Origin of the sequence: Andreprevotia sp. IGB-42 (assembly GCF_009848685.1) — a bacterium.
Classification (GTDB): domain Bacteria; phylum Pseudomonadota; class Gammaproteobacteria; order Burkholderiales; family Chitinibacteraceae; genus Andreprevotia.
The window spans coordinates 226,781-248,086 of the sequence record NZ_WXTX01000005.1; the positions used below are offsets into that span (position 1 = coordinate 226,781).

The 21,306-nt window shown below is 61.5% G+C and carries 24 protein-coding genes and 1 other RNA gene; 6 read left to right on the top strand and 19 right to left on the bottom strand.

Features of this window, described 5'->3' with window-relative positions; translation table 11 throughout:
• Positions 1 to 41: 41 nt before the first annotated feature.
• On the top strand, positions 42 to 998 hold the full coding sequence (locus tag IGB42_RS10005; RefSeq protein ID WP_159670860.1) for a Ku protein: 957 nt from the start codon (positions 42 to 44) through the stop codon (positions 996 to 998).
• A 12-nt stretch (positions 999 to 1,010) separates the two neighbouring features.
• Positions 1,011 to 3,758, top strand: coding sequence for a DNA ligase D (gene ligD, locus IGB42_RS10010; protein WP_159670863.1), 2,748 nt, complete (start codon positions 1,011 to 1,013; stop codon positions 3,756 to 3,758).
• A 140-nt stretch (positions 3,759 to 3,898) separates the two neighbouring features.
• Here the strand turns inward: ligD and IGB42_RS10015 are convergent, their stop codons facing one another.
• From IGB42_RS10015 to IGB42_RS10030, 4 genes are all read right to left on the bottom strand, one after another.
• Positions 3,899 to 4,453, bottom strand: coding sequence for a DUF4142 domain-containing protein (locus IGB42_RS10015; protein ID WP_159670866.1), 555 nt, complete (start codon positions 4,451 to 4,453; stop codon positions 3,899 to 3,901).
• A 109-nt stretch (positions 4,454 to 4,562) separates the two neighbouring features.
• Positions 4,563 to 5,060: a PRC-barrel domain-containing protein gene (locus tag IGB42_RS10020; protein WP_159670869.1), complete on the bottom strand. Its 498-nt coding sequence runs from the start codon at positions 5,058 to 5,060 to the stop codon at positions 4,563 to 4,565.
• Between the two features lie 266 nt (positions 5,061 to 5,326).
• Positions 5,327 to 6,262, bottom strand: a complete 936-nt coding sequence (locus tag IGB42_RS10025) for an NAD(P)H-hydrate dehydratase (RefSeq protein ID WP_159670872.1) — start codon at positions 6,260 to 6,262, stop codon at positions 5,327 to 5,329.
• Complete coding sequence (locus tag IGB42_RS10030; protein ID WP_159670876.1) at positions 6,259 to 7,032, bottom strand: histidine phosphatase family protein; 774 nt, start codon at positions 7,030 to 7,032, stop codon at positions 6,259 to 6,261. The genes IGB42_RS10025 and IGB42_RS10030 overlap by 4 nt, the downstream gene beginning before the upstream one ends.
• 233 nt (positions 7,033 to 7,265) lie before the next feature.
• Between IGB42_RS10030 and IGB42_RS10035 the strand changes: the two genes are divergently transcribed.
• Entirely contained in the window at positions 7,266 to 8,075 is an 810-nt protein-coding gene (locus tag IGB42_RS10035; RefSeq protein WP_159670879.1) for an ABC transporter substrate-binding protein, read from the top strand.
• A 74-nt stretch (positions 8,076 to 8,149) separates the two neighbouring features.
• On the opposite strand, the gene IGB42_RS10040 is transcribed toward IGB42_RS10035, so the two are convergent.
• The 5 genes from IGB42_RS10040 to IGB42_RS10060 all read right to left on the bottom strand — a co-directional run bounded on the left by IGB42_RS10040 (position 8,150) and on the right by IGB42_RS10060 (position 11,776).
• Positions 8,150 to 8,731: a DUF4142 domain-containing protein gene (locus tag IGB42_RS10040; protein WP_159670882.1), complete on the bottom strand. Its 582-nt coding sequence runs from the start codon at positions 8,729 to 8,731 to the stop codon at positions 8,150 to 8,152.
• A gap of 268 nt (positions 8,732 to 8,999) precedes the next feature.
• A complete protein-coding gene (locus IGB42_RS10045; RefSeq protein ID WP_159670885.1) occupies positions 9,000 to 9,734 on the bottom strand; it encodes a hypothetical protein in 735 nt (244 codons plus the stop codon).
• 430 nt (positions 9,735 to 10,164) lie between these two features.
• Positions 10,165 to 10,528: a transfer-messenger RNA gene (gene ssrA / locus IGB42_RS10050) on the bottom strand.
• Positions 10,529 to 10,824: 296 nt separating this feature from the next.
• Positions 10,825 to 11,088: a hypothetical protein gene (locus tag IGB42_RS10055; protein ID WP_159670888.1), complete on the bottom strand. Its 264-nt coding sequence runs from the start codon at positions 11,086 to 11,088 to the stop codon at positions 10,825 to 10,827.
• 421 nt (positions 11,089 to 11,509) lie between these two features.
• Complete coding sequence (locus IGB42_RS10060; protein WP_159670891.1) at positions 11,510 to 11,776, bottom strand: hypothetical protein; 267 nt, start codon at positions 11,774 to 11,776, stop codon at positions 11,510 to 11,512.
• Here IGB42_RS10060 and IGB42_RS10065 point away from each other — a divergent pair.
• A complete protein-coding gene (locus tag IGB42_RS10065) occupies positions 11,775 to 11,960 on the top strand; it encodes a hypothetical protein (RefSeq protein ID WP_159670894.1) in 186 nt (61 codons plus the stop codon). The genes IGB42_RS10060 and IGB42_RS10065 overlap by 2 nt on opposite strands.
• Before the next feature lie 113 nt (positions 11,961 to 12,073).
• Here the strand turns inward: IGB42_RS10065 and IGB42_RS10070 are convergent, their stop codons facing one another.
• Positions 12,074 to 12,613, bottom strand: a complete 540-nt coding sequence (locus tag IGB42_RS10070; protein WP_236822540.1) for a hypothetical protein — start codon at positions 12,611 to 12,613, stop codon at positions 12,074 to 12,076.
• Between the two features lie 59 nt (positions 12,614 to 12,672).
• Positions 12,673 to 12,936 (bottom strand): hypothetical protein, encoded by a 264-nt coding sequence (locus IGB42_RS10075; protein WP_159670897.1) that lies wholly within the window; start codon positions 12,934 to 12,936, stop codon positions 12,673 to 12,675.
• A 203-nt stretch (positions 12,937 to 13,139) separates the two neighbouring features.
• Here IGB42_RS10075 and IGB42_RS10080 point away from each other — a divergent pair, with 203 nt between their 5' ends.
• Entirely contained in the window at positions 13,140 to 14,039 is a 900-nt protein-coding gene (locus IGB42_RS10080) for a LysR family transcriptional regulator (RefSeq protein WP_159670900.1), read from the top strand.
• Between the two features lie 27 nt (positions 14,040 to 14,066).
• Here the strand turns inward: IGB42_RS10080 and IGB42_RS10085 are convergent, their stop codons facing one another.
• On the bottom strand, positions 14,067 to 14,585 hold the full coding sequence (locus IGB42_RS10085) for a thioesterase family protein (protein ID WP_159670903.1): 519 nt from the start codon (positions 14,583 to 14,585) through the stop codon (positions 14,067 to 14,069).
• Between the two features lie 81 nt (positions 14,586 to 14,666).
• Here IGB42_RS10085 and IGB42_RS10090 point away from each other — a divergent pair, with 81 nt between their 5' ends.
• Positions 14,667 to 15,650 carry an MDR family oxidoreductase gene (locus IGB42_RS10090; protein WP_159670906.1) on the top strand — a complete coding sequence of 328 codons (984 nt, stop codon included), beginning with the start codon at positions 14,667 to 14,669 and terminating at the stop codon, positions 15,648 to 15,650.
• Between the two features lie 21 nt (positions 15,651 to 15,671).
• Here IGB42_RS10090 and IGB42_RS10095 read toward each other — a convergent pair whose 3' ends face one another.
• The 7 genes from IGB42_RS10095 to IGB42_RS10125 form a co-directional block, all read right to left on the bottom strand.
• A complete protein-coding gene (locus tag IGB42_RS10095; RefSeq protein ID WP_159671163.1) occupies positions 15,672 to 16,325 on the bottom strand; it encodes an HAD family hydrolase in 654 nt (217 codons plus the stop codon).
• 17 nt (positions 16,326 to 16,342) lie between these two features.
• Positions 16,343 to 17,056 (bottom strand): bifunctional 2-polyprenyl-6-hydroxyphenol methylase/3-demethylubiquinol 3-O-methyltransferase UbiG, encoded by a 714-nt coding sequence (ubiG, locus tag IGB42_RS10100; protein WP_159670909.1) that lies wholly within the window; start codon positions 17,054 to 17,056, stop codon positions 16,343 to 16,345.
• 110 nt (positions 17,057 to 17,166) lie between these two features.
• Positions 17,167 to 17,739: a DUF4337 domain-containing protein gene (locus tag IGB42_RS10105; RefSeq protein WP_159670912.1), complete on the bottom strand. Its 573-nt coding sequence runs from the start codon at positions 17,737 to 17,739 to the stop codon at positions 17,167 to 17,169.
• 43 nt (positions 17,740 to 17,782) lie between these two features.
• Positions 17,783 to 19,090: a TRZ/ATZ family hydrolase gene (locus IGB42_RS10110; protein WP_159670914.1), complete on the bottom strand. Its 1,308-nt coding sequence runs from the start codon at positions 19,088 to 19,090 to the stop codon at positions 17,783 to 17,785.
• A 186-nt stretch (positions 19,091 to 19,276) separates the two neighbouring features.
• Entirely contained in the window at positions 19,277 to 19,474 is a 198-nt protein-coding gene (locus IGB42_RS10115; protein WP_159670917.1) for a hypothetical protein, read from the bottom strand.
• A gap of 206 nt (positions 19,475 to 19,680) precedes the next feature.
• Positions 19,681 to 20,187 (bottom strand): hypothetical protein, encoded by a 507-nt coding sequence (locus IGB42_RS10120; protein WP_159670920.1) that lies wholly within the window; start codon positions 20,185 to 20,187, stop codon positions 19,681 to 19,683.
• The gene (locus IGB42_RS10125; RefSeq protein ID WP_159670922.1) at positions 20,147 to 21,241 is read right to left on the bottom strand and encodes a cupin domain-containing protein; all 1,095 of its coding nucleotides are present in this window, start codon (positions 21,239 to 21,241) and stop codon (positions 20,147 to 20,149) included. Before IGB42_RS10125 ends, IGB42_RS10120 begins: the two co-directional genes overlap by 41 nt.
• Positions 21,242 to 21,306 lie beyond the last annotated feature (65 nt).

Genomic DNA, 21,306 nt, shown 5'->3' on the forward strand with positions numbered 1-21,306 from the left:
GGGGTAGCGTAAAGCGATCACCGGTTCATGGATGCATAGCGATGGCACGCGCAATCTGGAGTGGCGCAATCAGCTTCGGGCTGATCTTTATCCCGGTCAGCCTGCTCTCGGCCGAAGAGCCGGACGAGCTGGATCTCACCATGCTCGATTCGCGCGATTTCTCGCCGGTGGGCTTCAAGCGCTACAACAAGCGCACCGGCAAGGAAGTAGCGTGGGACCGCATCATCAAGGGCTACGAATACGAGCCGGATCAGTTCGTGGCGCTGTCCGATGCGGATTTCCGCGCCGCCAACGTCAAGGCCACGCAGACCATCGACCTGCTTTCCTTCGTTGCCGCAGATGACGTCGAGCCCATGTATTTCGAAAAACCGTATTACCTCACCCCCGCCAAACGCGGCGAGAAGGTGTACGCGCTGCTGCGCGAAGCACTGCGCCGCTCCGGCAAGGTCGCGGTGGCGCAGATCGTCATCCGCGTCAAACAGCACCTGGCGCTGATCTCGCCGGTGGGCGATGCGCTGGTGCTCAATACCGTGCGCTACGGCGAGGAAATACGCGGCACCGATGCGCTCAAGCTGCCCGGCAGCATCGAAGACGCCGGCATTGCCGAGAAAGAAGTGAAGATGGCCATGGCACTGATCGACGGCATGAGCGAGGACTGGCAGCCACAGCGCTACCAGGATCGATACCGGCACGACCTGTTGGCATTGATCGACGAGAAAAGCCGCAAGCACCAGACGCATGACCTCACACCGGACGATGCGCAAGAGGATGAAGCACCCGCCTCGGCCGAGGTGATTGACCTGATGGACCTGCTGAAAAAAAGCCTCTCTGCCGCGCCCACCAGTGCAGCAAGCGGGCGGGCACCGGCTGCTAAAGAAAGTACAGCCAAGGCCAAGGCGGCCAAGCCTGCTGTCAGCAAGGCCGGCAAAACCACGCCCGCCGGCAAGGCCAGATCAGCCAGCCCGGCACCCGCCGCCAGCCGTCGCAAACAGGCCTGATTTGGAGGTGCCATGCCGCTTGATCGCTACCACCAGAAACGCAATTTCACCCGCACACCGGAGCCTGCCGGCAGCGTGGGCGCATCCGGCCAGCAACTGCAGTTCGTGATCCAGAAACACGCCGCGCGCCGGCTGCATTACGATTTCCGGCTGGAGCTCGATGGCGTACTGAAAAGCTGGGCAGTTCCCAAGGGCCCCAGCCTGAACCCCGCCGACAAACGCCTTGCCGTGCACGTGGAAGATCACCCGCTAGACTATGGTCGCTTCGAGGGCACGATACCGCCGCATCAATACGGCGCCGGCCATGTCATCGTCTGGGATAGCGGTAGCTGGACGCCGCTGGGTGATCCGCATGCGGGCTACCGCAAGGGGCATTTGCGCTTCACGCTGCATGGCCACAAGCTGGCCGGCGAGTGGTCGCTGGTGCGCATGAAGGCACGTGAAGATGGCGACGACAACTGGCTGCTGCTGAAGGCAGACGACGCTGAAGCCCGCCATGGTGATGATGCGGACATCACCGCAGCACATACCCGCAGTGTGCTCAGCGGCCGCGATCTGGATGATGTTGTCGCAGGCAAGAAAGGCCGCAAACCCGAGGCCGCCAGCAGCAGCGCTGCAGCGCCAGCGGGGCAATCAGGCACAGGAACGAAAACGGCGGCAGCAAACACAAGCCGCGCCAAAGCTGCCCGCACGGAGCGCAGCGCACCACCTGTACAACCCGCACAGCGCACCCGCAAACAGGCGCACACCGCCTTGCCCGCCACACTGCAGCCGCAGCTCGCCACCCTCTGCAGCTGCGTGCCGGATGATGAGGACAACTGGCTGGCCGAAATCAAGTTCGATGGCTACCGCATCCTTGCGCGTTGCGGGGAGGACGGCGTGCAGCTGTACAGCCGCAGCGGCAACGACTGGACGGGCCGCATGCAACCAGTGGCAGACGCACTGGCCACGCTGGATCTGGCCGGCAGCTGGCTCGATGGCGAAGTGGTGGCCGTCGATGAATCCGGGCAGATCCGCTTCCAGCTGCTGCAAAACGCGTTTGCCGGCGAGGGCGGCAAAATCGGCCGGCTGATCTACTACGTGTTCGATGCGCCGTGGCTGAAGGGCAAGGCACTGGCAGCGCAACCGCTGCAGCAGCGCAAAAGCGCGCTGGCCGCCGTGCTGGCAGGGGCCGATGCGGCATTGCCCATCCGCTACAGCGATCACCTGTCCGGCCAGTTGCAGCAAAGCTTTGATCACGCGTGCCGGCATGGGCTGGAAGGGCTGATCCTCAAGCGTGCGGACAGCAGCTATCACCCGGGGGCGCGCAGCCGAGACTGGCTCAAGCTCAAGTGCCAGCACCGCCAGGAATTCGTCGTCGGCGGCTATACCGATCCGGCCGGCAGCCGCAGCGCGCTGGGCGCATTGCTGCTGGGCGTGCATGAGGACGGTCAGCTGCGCTACGCCGGTCGTGTCGGCACCGGCTTTACCGAAAAACGTTTGGCCGAACTGCTGGCCAGGCTGCAGCCACTGCAACGCAAGGCTGCGCCATTCGCCCGGCCGCCATCCGGCGGCACATTGCGCGGCGTGCATTGGGTGAAACCGCAACTGGTGGCCGAAGTGCGCTTTGCCGAGTGGACCGAGGATCATCTGGTGCGCCAGGCGGCATTTCTCGGCCTGCGCGATGACAAAGACCCGGCCAGCATCGTGCGCGAATCTGCATCTTGCGCATTGCCCGATGAACACACCCGCAAGCAGGCAAAGGCAGCAGCTACGGATACCAAGCCGGCTGTGGCGACCAGATCGGCCACACAAGATCCTGCAACTGCCCGTGGCAAGCAAACATCCGTGCAAAAGAAGCCCGCATGTGCAGCGCAGACAGAAACCGCCGAAGTGGCCGGGGTGCGTATCTCGCACGCATCCCGCATCCTGTTTGCCGATGCCGGCATCACCAAGGGTGATCTGGCGCGCTATTACCAGCAGGTGGCGGACTGGATCGTGCCGCAGCTGGACGATCGGCCGGTTTCACTGGTGCGCTGCCCGGAAGGTGCCGCGCATGCATGTTTCTTCCAGCGTCACCTCACACCCACTTTGCCCGGCATGATCAAGGGCGTGGAGATCGTCGAAGCCGGTAGCGGCAAAACCGCCACGTATATGGAGGTGGATACGCTCGCCGGCATCGTCAGTCTGGTGCAACTGGGCGTGCTGGAATTCCACACCTGGGGTGCGCGCGCGGATGCGCCCGATCAGCCAGACCGCTTCATCCTCGATCTGGACCCGGCCCCGGACGTGGTCTGGCCCACGGTGATCGAAAGCGCGCACCTGGTACGCGGGCTGCTGGACGAACTTGGCCTGCAATCCTTCCTCAAGACCTCCGGCGGCAAGGGCTTGCATCTGGAAGTACCACTGGCGCGCACGCACAGCTGGGATACGGTCAAGGATTTCAGCCACGCCATCGCCGATCATCTGGCGCGCGTGCTGCCTGCACGCTTCATCGCCAAAAGCACCAAGGCCAGACGCAACGGCAAGATCTATGTGGACTACCTGCGCAACAGCAAGAGCGCTACCGCCATCGCCGCATACTCCAGCCGCGCCAGACCGCAGGCGCCCGTGGCCATGCCCATCAGTTGGGATCAGCTCGATGGCTTGCACAGCGCCGCCGACTTTACCGTGCAGAACACGCCGGATTACCTCGCCAGCCGGGAGCAGGACCCTTGGCAGGATTACGCACGCGCCGCGCAGCGCATCACCAGGCAGATGCAGAAAAAGCTGGGGATGTGACGGTCAGGCTCGCAACGCCGGGGTAGGGTGCATCCGCATCCGGTTGCAAAAAGGCCGCTCTGCCTTCCGGCAAGCGGCCTTTGCGTGTGGGCGCCCACATTACGAGCCCTGCTGTAGCCTCTGATGGAAACGGCAAGTAGTTACTGGTGGGACTTTGCCAACTGTTTGATATGGCTTTGATGCTGCTTCAGCGTCGGCAGCGTCTGATTGGCAAAGTTCTTCACGTTGCCATCCTTGCCTTCCGCGCCCTGCTTGGTGAACAGCGCTACCGCTTCATCGTGCGCCTTTACCTGGCCTTCGATGTAGCTTTTATCGAATGCGCTGCCGGTCAGGCCACCCAACTTCTGCAATTCGGCCTGCTGCGCGTCATCCGGATCACGCGGCGGGGTCTTGTTTTTCAGCGCCGCAATGGTGTTGAGCTTGGCATCCGCAGCGGTGTGGTCTTTCAGCATGCGGTTGGCAAACGCCCGCACATCCGCATCCTTGCTGATCTGCAGCGCGAGCTTGGCTGCGGCGATTTCCGCGGCGCCAGCATGCCCGGCTTTATCGATGAATTCTTCGTCCGCATTGGATAGCTTCGATGGCACGACATCCTTGGCTGCGGGTTTGACCTCCACCACGGCGGCGATGGCGGGGGCGCCGGCAAGCAGGCTGCCGAGCAGCACTGCGGAGAGCAGGGAAGTGGTCTTGGGCATCTGGGCTTCTCCTTCAGACGGGTTCATCGGGCAGGGTTCATCGGGCCAAAGTTCATCACACAAAGGCACACGGGCGGCACCTCATGGCACCGCCCGTGCAGATCAGTGCTTATTCCCAGTACGGGGTCGTGCCGTAGTAGGCATGAACGTCCTGGCCCCACTGATGGTCGGCCACGCTCGGCCAGTGGTCCTTGTCGAAGCCCGGGGCGCCTTCCAGGCGGTCCTTGTCGGCATCCAGCACGAACTGCTTGTTGTCGGTATCCAGTTCCAGTGCGTTGAACGGCACCGCAAACAGCTTGTCGCCAATGCCGAGGAAGCCGCCGAACGACAACACCGCATAGGCCACACGGCCGCGTTCCACGTCCAGCATCAGGCCCTTCACTTCGCCCAGGTTTTCACCGGCGCGGTTCACCACGTCGTTGCCTTCCAGCGTATCGGCCAGCATCAGGTACGGGCCAGGGCCTTCACCACGGGTCAGCGCATCCTGCGAGCCGATGATGCGTGCACCGCCGCGGTTCTGGCGAGTGCCGATTTCATCCGGAAACTGGGCATTGATACCTGCGGTGGACTTGCCGGCATTGGAAACAAACGGATCGAGATTGGCCATGGTCGTTCTCCTTGGTTTGCGCTGCCGGCATCGGGGCTGGCTGGCGCATGGGTAAGTAACAACACGATCAGATTAGCGTTATGCCCGGGTCGCCTGCAGTGGTGGCATGCCCGTTATCGGGTAGGAATTACAGTCGTTGGCGTGTCGGCAGCGGGGCTGATGTTGCTGCAGGTGGATGGTTGCCGAACCTGCTGCAAAGAAATGGGGGGCAAACGCGCAAAGCCTGTAATGGCCACGGTTGCGGCGTGTAGCCGTGATTGACGGGTTTAGTAAGGAATGGCAGCGTGGCTTTCCGCCGGTACCTGCAGCAAGCGGGGTATTTCCGCCGCCAGCTCTCGCGCCAGATAGCCCAGCGGGCCCTGCCGCTGCGCCTGGCATTTACCGGCCTGGCCATGCAGCCACGTTGCCCAGGCCAGTGCCTGTTCCACATCGGCACCGCGTGCCAGCAAGCCGCCCACCAGTCCTGCCAGCACATCGCCGGAACCGGAAGTCGCCAGCCCCACATCGCCATCATCCAGTCGCCACAGCCGGCCATCCGGGCTGGCGATATGCGTGCTGCCGCCCTTGAGCGCCAGCGTGGCGCTCCACGCATTGGCGTAGTGCAACGCATGGCTGGCCGCATCGTGTTCGATGTCTGCCTTGGCATGGCCAGTCAGATGCGCCATTTCGCCTGCATGCGGTGTCAATGCCAGCGGCCCGCCCAAGTCGGGCTGTGCCGGTAAAGCATCCATGGCGGTGGCATCGAGCACCAGCGGCACCACTGGCCACGCTTCGCGCAGCAGCGCTACCAGGTGGCTGGTGGCCACGCCCTTGGGCATGCCGGGGCCGATCACCGCTGCATCCACCATGCCGATTGCCTGTTGCAGGCTTTTCGCCGCATGCAGCGTGATGCCGCCACGGCTGGTCTCGGGAATGGCAATCACCCGTGCTTCCGGCATGGCAATGCCTATCGCGGTGGCCACGCTGGCCGCAGTGGCGATCACCAGCTTGCCGGCGCCGGCGCGCAAGGCGGCGGTGGCTGCCAGTACTGCCGCACCGGGCGTCTCTGGCGAACCGGCAACAATCAATATGTGCCCGCGGCCGGCCTTGTCGGCATCGGCTGCCGGTTGCGGCAATGGCCATTGCGCCAGCAATGCCGCGTTGATTACGCACGCCGCGTCCCGGCTGGCACAGGGTGGCAATAGCACCGGGAATGACGTCATGATTTCGGTGCTGCCGGCATGTCGGGTGCGCTGGTTACCGGCGCGCCCGCCTGCTGCAGCGGCACCACGAAGTTGCTCAAGTCCAGCACCAACTTGCCATGCCGGCCTGCAGCCGGATCGAATAGATAGGAGGTAATGCTGCAGTTCGGTACATCGCCCAGCTTGTCGATCGCTAGGATCTGCGCCTCGTCCATGCGCTCCAGCAGGTAGCGCAGGCAATTGACGATCACCTGGTGCGCCACGATCAGCACTCGCTCCTTGCGGTGATCGCGCGTCAGCGTGTCGATCAGGCTACGCAAGCGCAGGATCACGTCGCACCAGCTTTCGCCACCGGGCGGGCGGAAGTAGAACTTGCCCACATGCGCACGCTGCTCGGCCAATTCCGGGTATTGCTCGGCGATGCCGCTGCGCGTCAGCCGGTCCAGGATGCCGAACTCCTTTTCGCGCAGCCGCTCGTCAGCCACGAATGTCAGCGCTTCACGGCGGATGCCGGCCGCTGCCAGTACCCGTTCCGCGGTGGATCTGGCGCGCAGGTAGGGCGAGGTCAGCACCACCGTGGGCTGGGCACTGGGTGGCTGGCCGCCAAACCAGCCGCCCAGTGCATCTGCCTGCTGCTGGCCCAGTGCGGAGAGCGGTACGTCCATGTCCCGCTCGGCCACGTCAATGCGTGGCAGGCTGGCGGCCTCGGCCAGATCACGCGCCACATTGCCGGCGCTCTGGCCGTGCCGCACGATCCACAGGGTATCCGGCCATTTCTGTTCGGCGTCCATTGCTGCCTCGCTGCATCTGGGGGATCGCCTGATTATTGCGGCAAGCAGGCATCGGCCATGGTGAGGCAGCAGCGGCTTTTCATGTAGGCCGCAACTGATTTGTTGCCCGGCGCCGGGCCGGCCGGCTTCGGGTTGAAGCTTATTGTGCGGCCATGCTGATGACCTATGCTTACAACCATGTCTGACCGCGCAGCACCGTGCTGCCGGCATGCAAAGGAGCAAGCAGCGTGCGTATGGTCAGAACCTCAGCCGGCCACAGCTCGGCAAGCAGGTGGCAGCGGGGGCTGGCTGTGCTGCTGTGCGCAGCGGTTTTGCCGGTGCAGGCGGCATCGCCGGTGGCGCTGATGTCCTTCCCTGGCTTTACCAACGAGGACGGGACCGGTTTCTACCCGGATCTGGTGCGCGCGCTGTACGGCGATGAGGTCGACGTGAAGGAAAGCCTGTTCCCGCCCAGCCGTGCGTTGTGGATGTTCGATACCCACCAGACCGATGTGCTGTTTGCCATCCCGGTATGCCGCTGGAAGGATGCGCATTTCCTCAGCATCGGCCTGCACGATTACGAAGTGTTCGTGGGCCCGGTTGGCCAGCCGCTGCCCAAGCCCGGCGACAGCCTTGCCGGTAAATCCATCGCCGTGGTGCAGGGGCTTACCCACACGCTGCGCAAGCGCCACCCGGAGTGGCAATGGTATGACACGCTCAACTACCAGCAAGCCATGCGCATGTTGATGGTGGGCAGGGTTGATTATGTATATGGCTACGCCTTCCTGATGGATCAGACCATCAATCAGCTCAAGCTGGGCAAGACGCTGCGCTACGATCTGGGCAAGGTGTTCGATCAGACCATCCCCGCGCTGGCACTGCATGCCGATGCCCGGGGCGTGGCGGAAGCGCGCAAGCTGGAGGGGCGGCTCAAGGCGATGATCGCCAGTGGCGGCTACAGGAAGCTGATGCAAAGCTACAACTATCCGCTGTGGTATTACCAGGATGGTCTTGCCGGCCAGATCACGCTGACGCGCCAAGCCGATTGCCCGCAGCAGGATTGACGGCACGGGGGCACTGGGCTCCCGCAATGCACGCTATCGCAATCTCCAGCCATCCATGCCGTTCCGGTGGTTGCTCATGGCTTTGCATCGGACAATGCCTGTATCCGCTGCTGATGCCGCTGCAGCATGGGCAGCGCATCTGCAGCCAGTTGCTGCAGGTCGGCATCCTGCCCGTGCGCTGCTTCCTTGCTGAAGAGAGCAATCGCCACCGCATGGCCGTTGCGCAGCGCGGCGATATAAGCGTCGTCGAACGCGGTATCCGGCAGTTTCTCCAGCCGCAGCAATGCCTTGCGCTGCGCATCGTCCGGTTCGTGCGGGGGCGGTGTTTTCTTGGCGCTGGCCAGTGTTTCCAGCTTGGCATTGGCAGCGGTGTGGTCATCCACCATCTGGCGCGCAAACGCTTTGATGTCCGCACGCTGGCTGCGCTTGAGTGCCAGCCGCGCCGCTGCCAGTTCGGCCACACTGGCCTGGCCAGCCTGGCGGATGAAGGCTTCATCGGTGGCTGAAAGCGCACCGGCTGCAGGGCGCTCCGCCACAATCTCGCTGGCCCGGCTGGCTACGTCATCGACTGCCTGCGCGGTACTGCTTGCCAGCAACAGGCTGATGGCCAGCGCGGGGAAAGAAGCGGCAGCAAGCCAGTGGGGCAGGGGGCGCATCGCGGATCTCCATGACAGCGCCGCAGGCCGTGCGGCACGGAAGTCACCATCGGGCTGCTTGTTGCCACACGGCGCAATGCCTGATGGCATGGCACAGTGTAGAGCCGCCGGCCTGTGCGCATTGCCATCAAGCGGCGGGGCCTTGTGTAGGCGCAGCGCTCCTTTGCATTTGCTACCCGCGTTTACCCCTTCAAGCTGCCAATCGCCGGCCGGATAAAAACACGAAGGCCGGCAAAAGCCGGCCTTCCGTCCGAGATGCCTGCCAGCATCAATTTCTTGGCAGATTGCCCGACGATTCCTTGAAGTAGGGCTGGCTGGTGGTGCCGCCGCGGATATCCGTCACGGTGCTGCCGGTGGCATCGAAGTACACGGTGATCACGTACAACGTGGTGGATGAACCGGGAACCGGGCCATTCCAGTTGAGGCGTTTCAGGTTACCGTTGTTGATGGACACGGTATACGCAGGGTCATTGGTGCAGCCGATGATGTTTTTGACCTGATCCAGCGACATACCCAGCGCAATGGCATCGTACTTGGTGGTGTTGAAGTTGGATGAACCACATTTGCTGGTGACGCCGCCCGCCTGGCCACCGAAGAAATAGCGGGTCAGCGCAACCTGCTTGCCGTTGGGCAGCACCAGCGTACCGCTGTTGGGGCTGCTGAAAGTCAGCGTGATATTGCCAACATTGGCATTCACCACCGTGGGGCTCTGATAGTTGCCATTCAGGCTTTGGCCGCCACCGTACTGCTGCCACACACCCACATAGGTATTGTCGTTGACCATCTGCGTGGGGCCGGATGCATACCAGATTGCCTTGCCGTTATCGTCATACATGAAGCCGGCCATAAACATCTTGCCGTCCTGTACTTCGATGGTGAAGCCACGCCCACCCTCTGCCGCATTCCACCACCAGCCGGTTTCCGGCGTGGCCAGTGCAGGCGCTGCACAAAGCAGCAGAAGCAAGCTGGAGAACAATTTGAAGCAATGCCGCGCGAAAGCCATTGAAGCCAACTCCTGAATGGGACGATATACCCGAAGGCACCGCTGACCGGGCCGGTCGTGGCGAGGTACGGCGATGCTGCATGATGGGGTGCTGGATGTGGTGCAGATATTTGCAGCACAGCAATCCGCATGTGTTGTGTGCAACGCGCATTATGCCAGCAAATCCGGATATCACTTTCTTTGTTTGAAATTGAAATATCAGAATTTCTTTAAGTACAGTCAGCTTAACCTTGCTTTACTGGGTGCGCGGTGGCGTTTGTTGGCGGGCTTGGTGTGCGTGAGGGTGAGGACGATGCCGCGAACAAGCGCTTGCCTGTGGTGGATGAAACAGGACGAGTGCGGTGGGGGGCGCTGCTGGATAGGCATGGCGTGCAGTGGCGTGCAGTACAAAAGCAAAGAGCCCTGATTGCTCAGGGCTCTTTGCTTTTTTTGGTGGAGACGGCGGGAGTCGAACCCGCGTCCGAAAGCCCTCCACGAAGGGTTCTACATGCTTAGCCTGGCCAATTGGATTTAACCTTCAACACGCCGACCGGCGGGCTTGTCTCGGGCGAGTCACCTTGCGTTTAACCCCTGACCAAGTGACCCGGCCAAGGGCGATCCCAACTTAATGACTCTGCTGCCAGTTACCTGGCCTACCCATTGGGAGAGATAGTGCAGAGTCCAGCGCGATTAAGCAGCTAGAGCGTAAGTTTCGTCGTTTGCGACTAACTGTTTTCAGTTGTTTTACGGGGTAGACTGAAACCCCGGCATGCCCCCACCCGCTTTGAAACCCCCGTCGAAACCATGGCGTCCCCGGATGTAGCAAATCCATTATACCCCGCTTGAGGCCTCCCGGTCGAATCCGTGCTTGGTACAAGTGGCATCCAGCCATCGTGACGGCCGGCAAGCCGCTGTCTGCGCTGGCAATACATGGGTTCGTGGCAGATGATCACGCATCCGGCATGGCCTGGAATACACAGGCCATCCGCGCAGGCCTGCCACCTCGCTTTACACCAGGGCAGTCCATCAGCCCCGCGCGCAGCGGATCGGCCCATCTGGCCATGCAAAAGGCCGACTGCTGTCGGCCTTCATGTGCTGCGAGGATGGCTGCTTATTGCAGCGGCACTACCGCGCGTTGCGAGTAATCCACCAGCGAGGTGCCTTGTGCAGTGTCGAAGTTGGTCAGTGCGGGTGCATCGAGCTTGGCACGTTGCGAGAACTGCACCAGGCCCTGGCCTTCGGTCGGGGTGGCTACGGCTGCGGCAACCGGGGTGGTGGCGCGTTGCGAGTATTGCACTAGGCCATCGGCAGCGCTAGCGGCGCCAACGGTGGCAAACAGGGCAATAGCGGCGAGGGTAGAAGTGAACTTGGTCATGATGGTTTCCTTTCTGTCTTGTGGTCAGAGATCGCGGCGGCGAGGGAAACGGCTTTTAACCGGTTGGCTGGCTGTCGCGCTGAATGTCACTGCTGTTTGAGCTGTGCTGCATCCATGACTGAATCATATGGGTTGATCATGCTTTGATAAACCGCTGATTCGTGTATTTATTGTTTCTTATATGTTGATAATTGCACGCCCAGATTGCAATGCACCATTACTAAACGATCTATCGGCAAGCTGGTTGATACCAAAGTGTGACCACTCATCGGTCAACGTGCGGATGCGATGGGCCGTTCAATCTTTTGCACCGCATGCTCCAGCTTGGACGTAGGCCCGGCTCACCCGGCGCTGTTGATGATGGGCTGACAGGCATTAAAAAAGGCCGACGATGTCGGCCTTCTGGCGTAGCTGCGAACGCTTATTGCAGCGTCGGCATCACTGCGCGTTGCGAGTAATCCACCAGCGAGGTGCCTTGTGCGGTGTCGAAGTTGTTCAGTGTCGGTGCATCGAGCTTGGCACGTTGCGAGAACTGCACCAGTCCCTGGCCTTCAGCCGGGGTAGCGGTGGCTGCGGCAACCGGGGTGGTGGCGCGTTGCGAGAACTGCACCAGGCCATCAGCGGCATTGGCAGCGCCAAAAGTGGCAAACAGGGCAACAGCGGCGAGGGTAGAAGTGAACTTGGTCATGATGGTTTCCTTTCTGTCTTGTGGTCAGTTGCAGCAGTTGCGCGGAAACGGCGGTTGGCCGGGTAGCGCTGTGCTGAAGATGCCGTTCGCCGTTGGGCTAGGCGGCACCGTTGAGATCACTTTATGCCCATATGATTTGTTGATAAACGGTAATTTTGTGGATTATTTGTTTCTTTATGGTTGATAAAGCGATATGCCAAATCGGTTTAGCTGATTTGCCAGATGCATAAATCGCTGCAGCCCTTTAACCGCGCGGCTTGCAGCGGGGGTGCCTGGGTTTGCGTCGCGGGCCGGATGCTACGGCCGGCTGCGCGGGCACAATTCACAGTGTGTGGCGAGGAACTTGCCGCATCCCCGACGTACGCTGCAATGACCTTTTTTGCTGGCCGAGCAGCCTGTTCCTCGTCCAGAAGTTTCCAGGAAAGAGGCTGACTTGATCATGCTCTCAAAGGTGGCGTTCAGGGATGGCTGGAATCCATTGCTCGCGCCCGGGATGTGCGGGAAGCCATGGACAAGCAACTCTATTTTCAACTGTTCGGCGTTCATTTCACCCAAGCCTTTATAGCGCTGGATGCTGATGCTGCGGCGTCCTTCATTCAGCAGCCAATCCAGCGCCTCCATGAAGTGCTTCACGCCTTGCTCCTGTTCGCCGCGCTTGATCTGCGCATCTGGCTCGGTCAGGTCTAGCAGCAGTTTGGCGGTGTTGATCAGCTGGGCGTAGTCGCCCGAGCGTACAAAGGCGTCGTCGATATGCTGGATATGCGTTACGCCATGCTGGCCGCGGGTGATGTCTTCACTGCCCAGCTCTAGTGGTGCATCCTGGCTCAGATAAACCAAAAGGCCGACTGACGTCGGCCTTTGCGTGTACTGCCGGATGTGCCCGGCGTTGCCAGTGCTTACTGCAGCGGCATCACGGCGCGTTGCGAGAACTCCACCAGTGATGTGCCTTGGGCAGTCGCAAAATTACCTGCTGCCGGGGCATCGAGGCGGGCACGTTGCGAGAACTGCACCAGGCCCTGGCCTTCAGCCGGGGTGGCTACGGCAGCAGCAACCGGGGTGGTGGCGCGTTGCGAGTATTGCACCAGGCCATCAGCGGCATTGGCAGCACCAACGGTGGCAAACAGGGCAACAGCGGCGAGGGTGGATGTGAACTTGGTCATGATGGTTTCTTTTCCTGTCTTGTGGTCAGAGATCGCGGCGGCGAGGGAAACGGCTTTTAACCGGTTGACTGGCTGTCGCGCTGAATGTCACTGCTGTTTGAGCTGTGCTGCATCCATGACTGCATCATAGGCTCGGGCTATTTGTTGATAAATATGTGTTTTGTGGATAAATTGTTTCTTGTGAATTGATAGTCGAGGCGGTCATGGATACTTTGCTCAGCATGCGTGTGTTCAATCAGGTAGCCACACAAGGCAGTTTCGTCGGTGCGGCAACGCGGCTGGGGCTGTCCACCGCCATGGTCAGCAAACATGTGAAACATCTGGAGCAGCATCTGGGTAGCAGGCTGCTCAACCGCACCACGCGCCACCTCAGCCTGACCGGCCCGGGCGAAGTGTATTTCGAGCGTTGCCAGCAGGTATTGTCCGAACTGGACGAACTGGAAACCAATCTGCGCCAGACCACCGTCAAGCCGCGCGGCACGCTCAAGATCAGCGCGCCGGTCACCTTCTGCGTGAATTACCTCGGCCCGGTGATGGTGGACTACTACGAGCGCTATCCGGACATGAAGGTGGATCTGCACCTGACCGACCGCGTGGTGGATCTGGTAGAAGATGGCTTCGACATGGGCATCCGCATCTCGGCAGAGCCCAATCCATCGCTGGTGGCGCGGCGGCTCAGCCCCATCAAGCTGCGGCTGGTGGCGTCACCGGCCTACCTGGCCAAGCACGGCACACCGCAAACGCCGCAGGATCTCACCAATCACCCTTGCATTACCTATACCTATTCCAACCACGGTACCGCGTGGCAGTTCGACGGGCCGGAAGGCAAGGTCACCGTCAACGTACACCCGCGCTTGCGCGTCAACAATGCTGATATGGCCACGCGCGCCGCGTTGGACGGGTTGGGGCTCACGCTGCAGCCCACCATCCTCACCCAGCAGCACCTGCGCTCCGGTGATCTGGTACCGCTGCTATGCGATTACCCGCGCCCGGATATCTGGCTGTACGCGGTCTACCCCAACCGTACCCACCTGACGGCCAAGGTGCGCACCTTCATCGACCTGCTGGTAGAGCACTTCGGTGAAAACCCGCCGTGGAACTGAGCATGCTGGCGCATTATGGGCAAGGGCTCAGCGCAGCGCGGCCATGCCGTCGCCCCAGGCCTGCAGCCATTGCGGCAACGGCGGGGATACTTCATTGTGGCCGGCCAGCGCCATCAGCTCCGCCGACGGCACCGATCCACCGGCACGGCGCAAGAAGCGCGCGCGGATCACCGCGACTGCATAGGTTTCCTCGCCCACCACGAAGCGCTGCTCTAGGTACACGGATTTTTCATCCCAGCCCAGTACCGTGGTTTCCACCTCGAAGCGCTGCCAGCACTTGAGCGATTTGCGGAACTGCATGGTTTCCATGGCAACTACCGGATACCATCTGGCCGCCTGAATCTTGTCATACAACCCCGAGCGCAGCATCAGGTCGGTACGCGCCAGGTCCAGCAGGGTGAAATAGCGGCCGTTGTTCACGTGCATGAACACGTCCAGATCGTTCGGCAGTACGATCAATGGCGTGCGGCAGGGGCCCATCAGATCGCAGGCGGGGCGCTTTCGCCAGGTCAGCAGCAGCCAGATCAGGCGCAGGTACAGGTTCATTGTTATCGTACTCGGTGAGGCGTGTTCGCCGTTATCGCAAGCTTGCCGGGGCGACGTCAATCAAGAAAATCGGGAGGCACCATGTTTGAAGCGATCTGGCTCAACAAGGATGCGGCAGGTTTCAGTGCTGCGCTCACCACGCTGGATGATGCATTGCTGCCGGCAGACGGCATCACCGTGCGGGTGGACTATTCCACCCTCAACTATAAGGATGCGCTGGCCATCAGCAATAGCGGCGCGGTGGTGCGCAGCTGGCCGATGGTGCCGGGTGTGGATGCTGCAGGTACCGTCATCGCATCGGATCATGCCGGCTTTGCCGAGGGCGATGCGGTGATCTTCAATGGCTGGGGTGCCGGTGAAACGCGCTGGGGCGCGCTGGCGCAAAAGGCCCGGTTACCGGCCGAGGGCATGATCAAACGCCCGGCGGCATTCAGCGCCCGCCACGCCATGGCGCTGGGCACCGCCGGCTATACCGCCATGCTGTGCGTGCAGGCGCTGGAAAAACACGGCGTGCGGCCTGATGCCGGCCCGGTGCTGGTCAGCGGCGCCACCGGCGGCGTGGGCTCGATTGCCATCCTGCTGCTGGCGCAACGCGGCTATGAAGTCACCGCGCTGACCGGCAAGCCGGAATCGGTGGATTACCTGCAGCAACTGGGCGCCGCACACATCCTGGACCGGCGCGATTTTGCCGCCGCAGGCAAGCCATTGCAGAAAACGCTGTGGGCTGCCGCCATCGATACCGCTGGCAGCCACACGCTCGCCAATGTGTGCGCGCAATTGCAGTACGGCGGCATCGTCGCCGCCTGTGGCCTGGCCCAGGGCATGGATCTGCCCGCCACCGTGGCGCCGTTCATCCTGCGCGGGATTACCCTGGCCGGCATCGATAGTGTCTTTGCCCCGCAGGCAGTGCGCCAGCAAGCATGGGATGCGCTGGCGGCGGAGCTGGATCCGGCAAGGCTGGATGCGGTACTGAGCGAAATCGGCCTCGCCGAAGTCATCGGCGCGGCCGGCGAGATCATTGCCGGCCGGCATACCGGGCGCTATGTGGTGGATGTAAACCGCTGAGCGTGCCCGCCGCGCTGCCGCTCAGGCCGGCAGGTGCGCCAACAATTCCAGCGGATGCTCGATCTTGAAATCGGCGCCCCATGCGTGCGGCGTATCGGTTTCGGCGATATAGCCATAATTGGCCAGCACCGTGGTCATGCCCACCTTGCGGCCGGCTTCGATATCGCGCTCGGCATCACCCACATACAGGCAGTATTCCGGGGCGATGCCCAGTGCCGCGGCGGCATGCAGCATGGGGGCAGGGTCCGGCTTGGGGGCGGCGGCAGTGTCGCCTGATACCACCACGGCGGGCGCTACCGGCAATGGCAGGTGCGGCATCAGCAGCTCGGTATATTTGCCCGGCTTGTTGGTGATGATGCCCCACGCCAGGCCGCGATCGGCAATGGCCTGGATCAGCTCGGCCACGCCGTCGAACAATACCGTACCCTGGTGCGGTGCAGCTTCGTAATGCGCAAGGAAGCGCACGCGCAAGTCCAGGAAGGTGGCATCCAGCGGGGTTACGCCGAAACCCAGGCCGATCAGGCCACGCGCGCCATGGCTGGCAATCGGGCGGATCGCGGTATAGGGCTGCACCGGCAGGCCTTCCTCGGCCAGCAGCTTGTTGAGTGCGGCGCCCAGGTCTGGCGCGGTATCGGCCAGTGTGCCGTCCAGATCGAACAGCACCGCCTTGATCAGGGTGGGATGGGGGGCGTTCATAGCGGTTTCCTGCATGCCACCAGGTAATTCACGTCGGCATCGTCGCCCAGTGCGTAGTGCTGGTTGATCGGGTTGTATGAAAGGCCGGTCAGTTCGATGGTTTCCAGGCCCACCGCACGCGTCATGCGGGCCAGTTCGGATGGCTTGATGAACTTCGCGTAGTCGTGCGTGCCACGCGGCAACAGGCCCAGCAGGTATTCAGCACCCAGCACCGCCAGCGCATAGCTCTTGGGGTTGCGGTTCAGCGTGGAGAAAAACACCCAGCCGCCCGGCTTCACCATGCGCTCGCACGCCGCCACGATACTGGCAGGGGAGGGCACGTGTTCCAGCATTTCCATGCACGTCACCACGTCGAAGCTGGCCGGTGCTTCTTCGGCCAGTGCTTCGGCGGCAATGCAGCGGTAATCCACGTTCAGGCCGGATTCGAACAGATGCAGCTTGGCCACTTTCAGTGATTTCTCGGCCAGGTCGATGCCGGTCACCTGCGCGCCCGATTGTGCCAGCGCTTCGGCCAGTATGCCGCCACCGCAGCCCACATCCACCACCCTAGCGCCCTGCAGCGCCGCATGCCCGGCGATGAAGCCCAAGCGCAGCGGGTTGATCTGGTGCAGTGGTTTGAATTCGCTGTTCTTGTCCCACCACTTGTGGGCCAGTGCGGAGAATTTGGCCAGTTCGGCCTGATCGGCATTCAGGGTTGCAGCTTCGGTCATGGCGACGTATCAAAACAAGGATAGGCCGACAGTTTACCCCGCCAGCCGCCCCGGCTGAATGCCCATCTGGCGTTTGCGGTGTGTGCGTTCTGCCGTTCTGGCCTGGCAGATCAGGTCAGCAGCCTGATGATGGCATCGGGGTGCAATGCCCAGCCGGCAAACCCGGCAATGCCGAACAGCGTGCCACCACCGCCAAACAGCCAGGCCAGCGCCAGCATCCAGCGCTTTTCGGTCAGTGCGGCCATGGCGGCAACGGCCATGGCAATGGACAGTAGTGCGTCGGATAAATCGAACTGGTCATCGCGGTAACCCAGGTCGTCGTATTCCTTCTCGAAGCCGCGCGCCTTGTCCATCAGTGCATCGCCATCGTGCGCCAGCTTGCTGATCCTGGTTTCGAACTGGCTGATCAGCGGGGCGATCTTCTGCGCGGCATCGCTGTCGGCCTGGGCGCTGGCAAGGCGCGCACTGGTCAGCCCCTGTTCCTCGATATAGCTTTTCAGCTTCTTGGCCTGGTATTCGTTCCAGGTATCCAGCGCATTGGCCTTGGCCACCTGCATCGCCTGCACGATGTTGTCGTCCTTGATCTTGCCCAGTGCCATGCATACGGACAGGATGACAACGGTAACGGCCACCAGGCTGTTCAGGCGGGATTTCTGTTCTGCTGCGGGTAGTTCGATATCCATGGGGCAAGCTCGCGAGTTCAGGGGGGGCGAGCTTGCCGGTGAATCACGCGCTGATGCGGTTTTTCCAGTGCTGGGCCCGGGCTGCCACTTGCGGCAGCCTGATACGCGTCAGTTCGCCATCGGCCAGTTGCAGCTCGCCATTGATCCAAACGTGGCTGACCTGGTTTCGGTCTACAGCGTAAACCAGATGCGATACCGGATCGAAGCACGGTTGCGTGCCCAGCGCAGACAGATCGACTGCTATCACATCCGCCGCCTTGCCGGCTTTCAGGCTGCCGATGTGCTCTTCCCAGCCCAGCGCGCGTGCACCGTGGATGGTGGCCATTTCCAGTGCCTGCCACGCTGGCAGCGCCTCCGGGTTACCGCTCTGGCCCTTGGCCAGCAGCGCTGCCAGGCGCAGCTCGGCAAACATGTCCAGCTTGTTGTTGCTGGCCGCGCCGTCGGTACCGATACCCACATTGATGCCGGCCGCCAGTTGATCGGCCACCCGCGCAAAACCGGACGCCAGCTTGAGGTTGGATGCCGGGTTGTGCGAGATATGCGCGCCGCGCCGCGCCACCAGCCCAATCTCGGCATCGCTCATATGCACCATGTGCGCGGCCACCAACTGGCCGGACAGCAGCCCGAGGCCAGCCAGCCGTTCCAGCGGGCGCACGCCATGCTCTTTCAGGCTGCCAGCGATTTCATCCTGCGTTTCGTGGATATGGCAGTGAATGCCGATGCCCAGCTCGTCCGCCAGCGTGATCACGCGGCTGAAGGTGGCATCGCTCACCGTGTACGGCGCGTGCGGCGCCAGCGTGAAGCCCACCAGCTGCTCGCCCTTGAATTCATCGATGCACGCCAGTGCTTTCTGGATATACGCATCCGCACCGGATGCATACGGAGTGGGAAACTCCAGGATCGAGCAGCCCACCATCATGCGGAAACCGCTGGACAGCGCTGCGCGCGCGACCGCACCGTGGTGGAAATACATGTCGTTGGCACAGGTGGTGCCGCCGCGGATCATCTCGGCTATGGCCAGCTGTGTGCCATCGAATACGAATTCGTCGCTGACGTGTTTGCCCTCGGCCGGCCAGATATGCTCGTTCAGCCACGTCATCAGTGCCAGATCATCGGCGTAGCCACGCAGCAGGGTCATTGCCGAGTGCGCATGCAGGTTGATCAGCCCTGGCAGCAGTGCGTGTTCCGGTAGCTGCACCACTTCGGCATCCGGATAACGCGCGCGCGCATCGGCGGCAGGCAGCACGGCGGCAATCTCGCTGCCAGTGATGACCAGCGCATGGTTGGCAAGCACGGTACGGTCTTCAACGGGGATCAGCCAGCGCGGCTGCAGGATCGTGGTGCGTGACATGGCGGCGTGTATCTATCTATTCAGTAGTAGAAGGGCAGACAGCAAGCGCAGCCCGCAGGCTACTTTTGCATCAGGCACGAGCAGTGTGGCGTGGCAAGGCCCGGAAATCAAAGGCATGAAGCAAAACCGGCCGCAGAAATGCAAAAAGCCGACCTTTCGGTCGGCTTTTACAACGCTCGCTGGCTATTACTGAGCAGCGGAAGCGTCGGAAGCAACAGCTTCCGAAGCAGCAGCTTCAACCGGAGCGGAAGCAACTTCCGAAGCAGCAGCTTCAACCGGAGCGGAAGCTTCAACAACAGCCGAAGCTTCAACAGGAGCTTCAGTCTTGGAGCAAGCAGCCAGGCCAAGAGCGATCAGAGCAGCAACGAGCAGAGTCTTGTTCATTGTAATTACCTTTAGAAATGTAAGTTGGGGCCAAAAACACTAAGCAATCGACCATTGATCGATCGCTTGAAATTCGAGCAGTTGACATCACTGACGACCGACGGGGCGAATTCTAACACGTTCTGTCGGAAAAACTAGCGGATTTGCCAGCTGATGGTGCGTTGCGGCGGCTTCAATTGCAACCGATTGTAAACACCGCGCCCCGCCTAGATTTCCAGCCTGCGCCAAGCGCTGGCAGATTCGCTGACCTCTTGTAAATATTGACTTTTTTGTTGCAAAAACGCGACGGTAGCCCCATCGCTGCCCGCATTGCCACGTGGCCAATCGTTGTGATGGCGCAGCAGATAATGCTGCTTGTCGGCCAGGGTAAACATCTGTTCGTCAGCGCGCACATCCTCGTGCAGCAAAAGCAGCTGCATCTGGTGGCCAAAGCGGTCATTGAGCTGCAGAAAGCGCGGTGCATCGCTGGCAATGTATTCTGGCTGGCGGGCAATCAGTGTCAGCGTGCCGCCTCCGCTCAGAAACGTCCACAGCAATTCACCGTTGGCACGGCTGCCCAGATCGGTAGCACGGAAATCATGCTCGTACAGGAACAGGCTGCGGCGCGCGGTGGCCAGCAAGCTGGTGAAGCCGCTGCGGTAGTCGCTATAGCTGTCAAAGCGGACTGGCGGATCAGCCGGCCACGTGAAGGTAGCCGTAGTCGTAGCATTCATACAGTGTGTCCAGCACGGTGTCGTCGTAATCGCCCGGCGGCAGCGCGCGGGCATTGGCCAATTGTTGCAGCACCGACATTGCCTCGGCCGCGCATTCCAGCAATTCGCCATTGATATAGATATGCTCGGCATCGAACAGCATCTGGCTTTTCAGATCGAGCGCGATGCCATGTTCGGCAACGGCCTCGGCAAAGTCATCGAAATCCAGTGCGTCGTCCGGTGCCTCGTACACCACGTGCGATTTGGGCTCGGTGAAGTATTCGCCGATGAAGCGCTGCACGGTGGCATCGTCCCAACTGATTTGCTGCAGCATCGCCTGGATGCTGCCGACAAAATCGGCATCAATACGTGCCGGTGTCGCGGTGGCAGCGCGGCCCGGATCGCTCAGCATGCCATCCAGTTGCAGGTTATCCCCGAGGAATTCCAGGAAGCGACTAGCAACTTCCTGCGTTTTGGGAGCGCGGAAGCCGATCGAATATGTCATGCCCGGGTCGAGCGCCACACCGTGGTGTGCATACTTGGGCGGCAGGTACAGCATGTCGCCATGTTCCAGCACCCATTCCTGCTCGGACTGGAAATCCTTCAAGACGCGGATCGGCGCATCCTCGACAAAGTTGCCTGCATCGTCGCTGGAGATCTGCCAGCGCTTGCGCCCGCCTACCTGTAGCAAAAATACATCATATGAATCGTAGTGCGGCCCCACGCTGCCGCCGGGCGGCGCGTACGAGATCATCAGGTCGTCCAGCCGGGTATAGGGCAGGAAATTGAAACGGTATAAAAGTTCGGAAACATGGTCCACATGCTGGTTCACGTTCTGTACCAGTACGGTCCAGTCCGATGCCGGCAAACGGTTGAAACGCGTGGGCCGGAACGGGCCATGCTCCATGTGCCAGCGGCCATCGCGGCATTCGATCAGCCGGCTTTCCACGTCGTCGCGCACCGCCAATTCGATCAATCGTGTCAGATCGATCAGCTCCGGGAAATCAGTCACAGCCTGACGGATCAGCAGTGGCTTTTTTTGCCAGTATTCGTCCAGAAATTGTTGCGGGCTCATCCCGCCAAGCAGTTGTAGTGACATCGCGCTATACAGAAGAAAAAATCAGAAAAGAATTTGAAACA

What these genes read in the sequence shown, in the direction of transcription:
- IGB42_RS10060 (WP_159670891.1), bottom strand. Translation starts at nt 11,776, where the DNA reads ATGACCAAGTTCACTTCTACCCTCGCCGCTGTTGCCCTGTTTGCCACT.
- IGB42_RS10085 (WP_159670903.1), bottom strand. Translation starts at nt 14,585, where the DNA reads ATGAACCTGTACCTGCGCCTGATCTGGCTGCTGCTGACCTGGCGAAAG.
- IGB42_RS10040 (WP_159670882.1), bottom strand. Translation starts at nt 8,731, where the DNA reads ATGCGCCCCCTGCCCCACTGGCTTGCTGCCGCTTCTTTCCCCGCGCTG.
- IGB42_RS10065 (WP_159670894.1), top strand. Translation starts at nt 11,775, where the DNA reads ATGATGGTTTCCTTTCTGTCTTGTGGTCAGTTGCAGCAGTTGCGCGGA.
- IGB42_RS10115 (WP_159670917.1), bottom strand. Translation starts at nt 19,474, where the DNA reads ATGAACAAGACTCTGCTCGTTGCTGCTCTGATCGCTCTTGGCCTGGCT.
- IGB42_RS10110 (WP_159670914.1), bottom strand. Translation starts at nt 19,090, where the DNA reads ATGTCACGCACCACGATCCTGCAGCCGCGCTGGCTGATCCCCGTTGAA.
- IGB42_RS10055 (WP_159670888.1), bottom strand. Translation starts at nt 11,088, where the DNA reads ATGACCAAGTTCACTTCTACCCTCGCCGCTATTGCCCTGTTTGCCACC.
- IGB42_RS10125 (WP_159670922.1), bottom strand. Translation starts at nt 21,241, where the DNA reads ATGAGCCCGCAACAATTTCTGGACGAATACTGGCAAAAAAAGCCACTG.
- IGB42_RS10105 (WP_159670912.1), bottom strand. Translation starts at nt 17,739, where the DNA reads ATGGATATCGAACTACCCGCAGCAGAACAGAAATCCCGCCTGAACAGC.
- IGB42_RS10080 (WP_159670900.1), top strand. Translation starts at nt 13,140, where the DNA reads ATGGATACTTTGCTCAGCATGCGTGTGTTCAATCAGGTAGCCACACAA.
- IGB42_RS10025 (WP_159670872.1), bottom strand. Translation starts at nt 6,262, where the DNA reads ATGACGTCATTCCCGGTGCTATTGCCACCCTGTGCCAGCCGGGACGCG.
- IGB42_RS10035 (WP_159670879.1), top strand. Translation starts at nt 7,266, where the DNA reads ATGGTCAGAACCTCAGCCGGCCACAGCTCGGCAAGCAGGTGGCAGCGG.
- ubiG (WP_159670909.1), bottom strand. Translation starts at nt 17,056, where the DNA reads ATGACCGAAGCTGCAACCCTGAATGCCGATCAGGCCGAACTGGCCAAA.
- IGB42_RS10020 (WP_159670869.1), bottom strand. Translation starts at nt 5,060, where the DNA reads ATGGCCAATCTCGATCCGTTTGTTTCCAATGCCGGCAAGTCCACCGCA.
- IGB42_RS10120 (WP_159670920.1), bottom strand. Translation starts at nt 20,187, where the DNA reads ATGAATGCTACGACTACGGCTACCTTCACGTGGCCGGCTGATCCGCCA.
- IGB42_RS10045 (WP_159670885.1), bottom strand. Translation starts at nt 9,734, where the DNA reads ATGGCTTTCGCGCGGCATTGCTTCAAATTGTTCTCCAGCTTGCTTCTG.
- ligD (WP_159670863.1), top strand. Translation starts at nt 1,011, where the DNA reads ATGCCGCTTGATCGCTACCACCAGAAACGCAATTTCACCCGCACACCG.
- IGB42_RS10090 (WP_159670906.1), top strand. Translation starts at nt 14,667, where the DNA reads ATGTTTGAAGCGATCTGGCTCAACAAGGATGCGGCAGGTTTCAGTGCT.
- IGB42_RS10075 (WP_159670897.1), bottom strand. Translation starts at nt 12,936, where the DNA reads ATGACCAAGTTCACATCCACCCTCGCCGCTGTTGCCCTGTTTGCCACC.
- IGB42_RS10015 (WP_159670866.1), bottom strand. Translation starts at nt 4,453, where the DNA reads ATGCCCAAGACCACTTCCCTGCTCTCCGCAGTGCTGCTCGGCAGCCTG.
- IGB42_RS10005 (WP_159670860.1), top strand. Translation starts at nt 42, where the DNA reads ATGGCACGCGCAATCTGGAGTGGCGCAATCAGCTTCGGGCTGATCTTT.
- IGB42_RS10030 (WP_159670876.1), bottom strand. Translation starts at nt 7,032, where the DNA reads ATGGACGCCGAACAGAAATGGCCGGATACCCTGTGGATCGTGCGGCAC.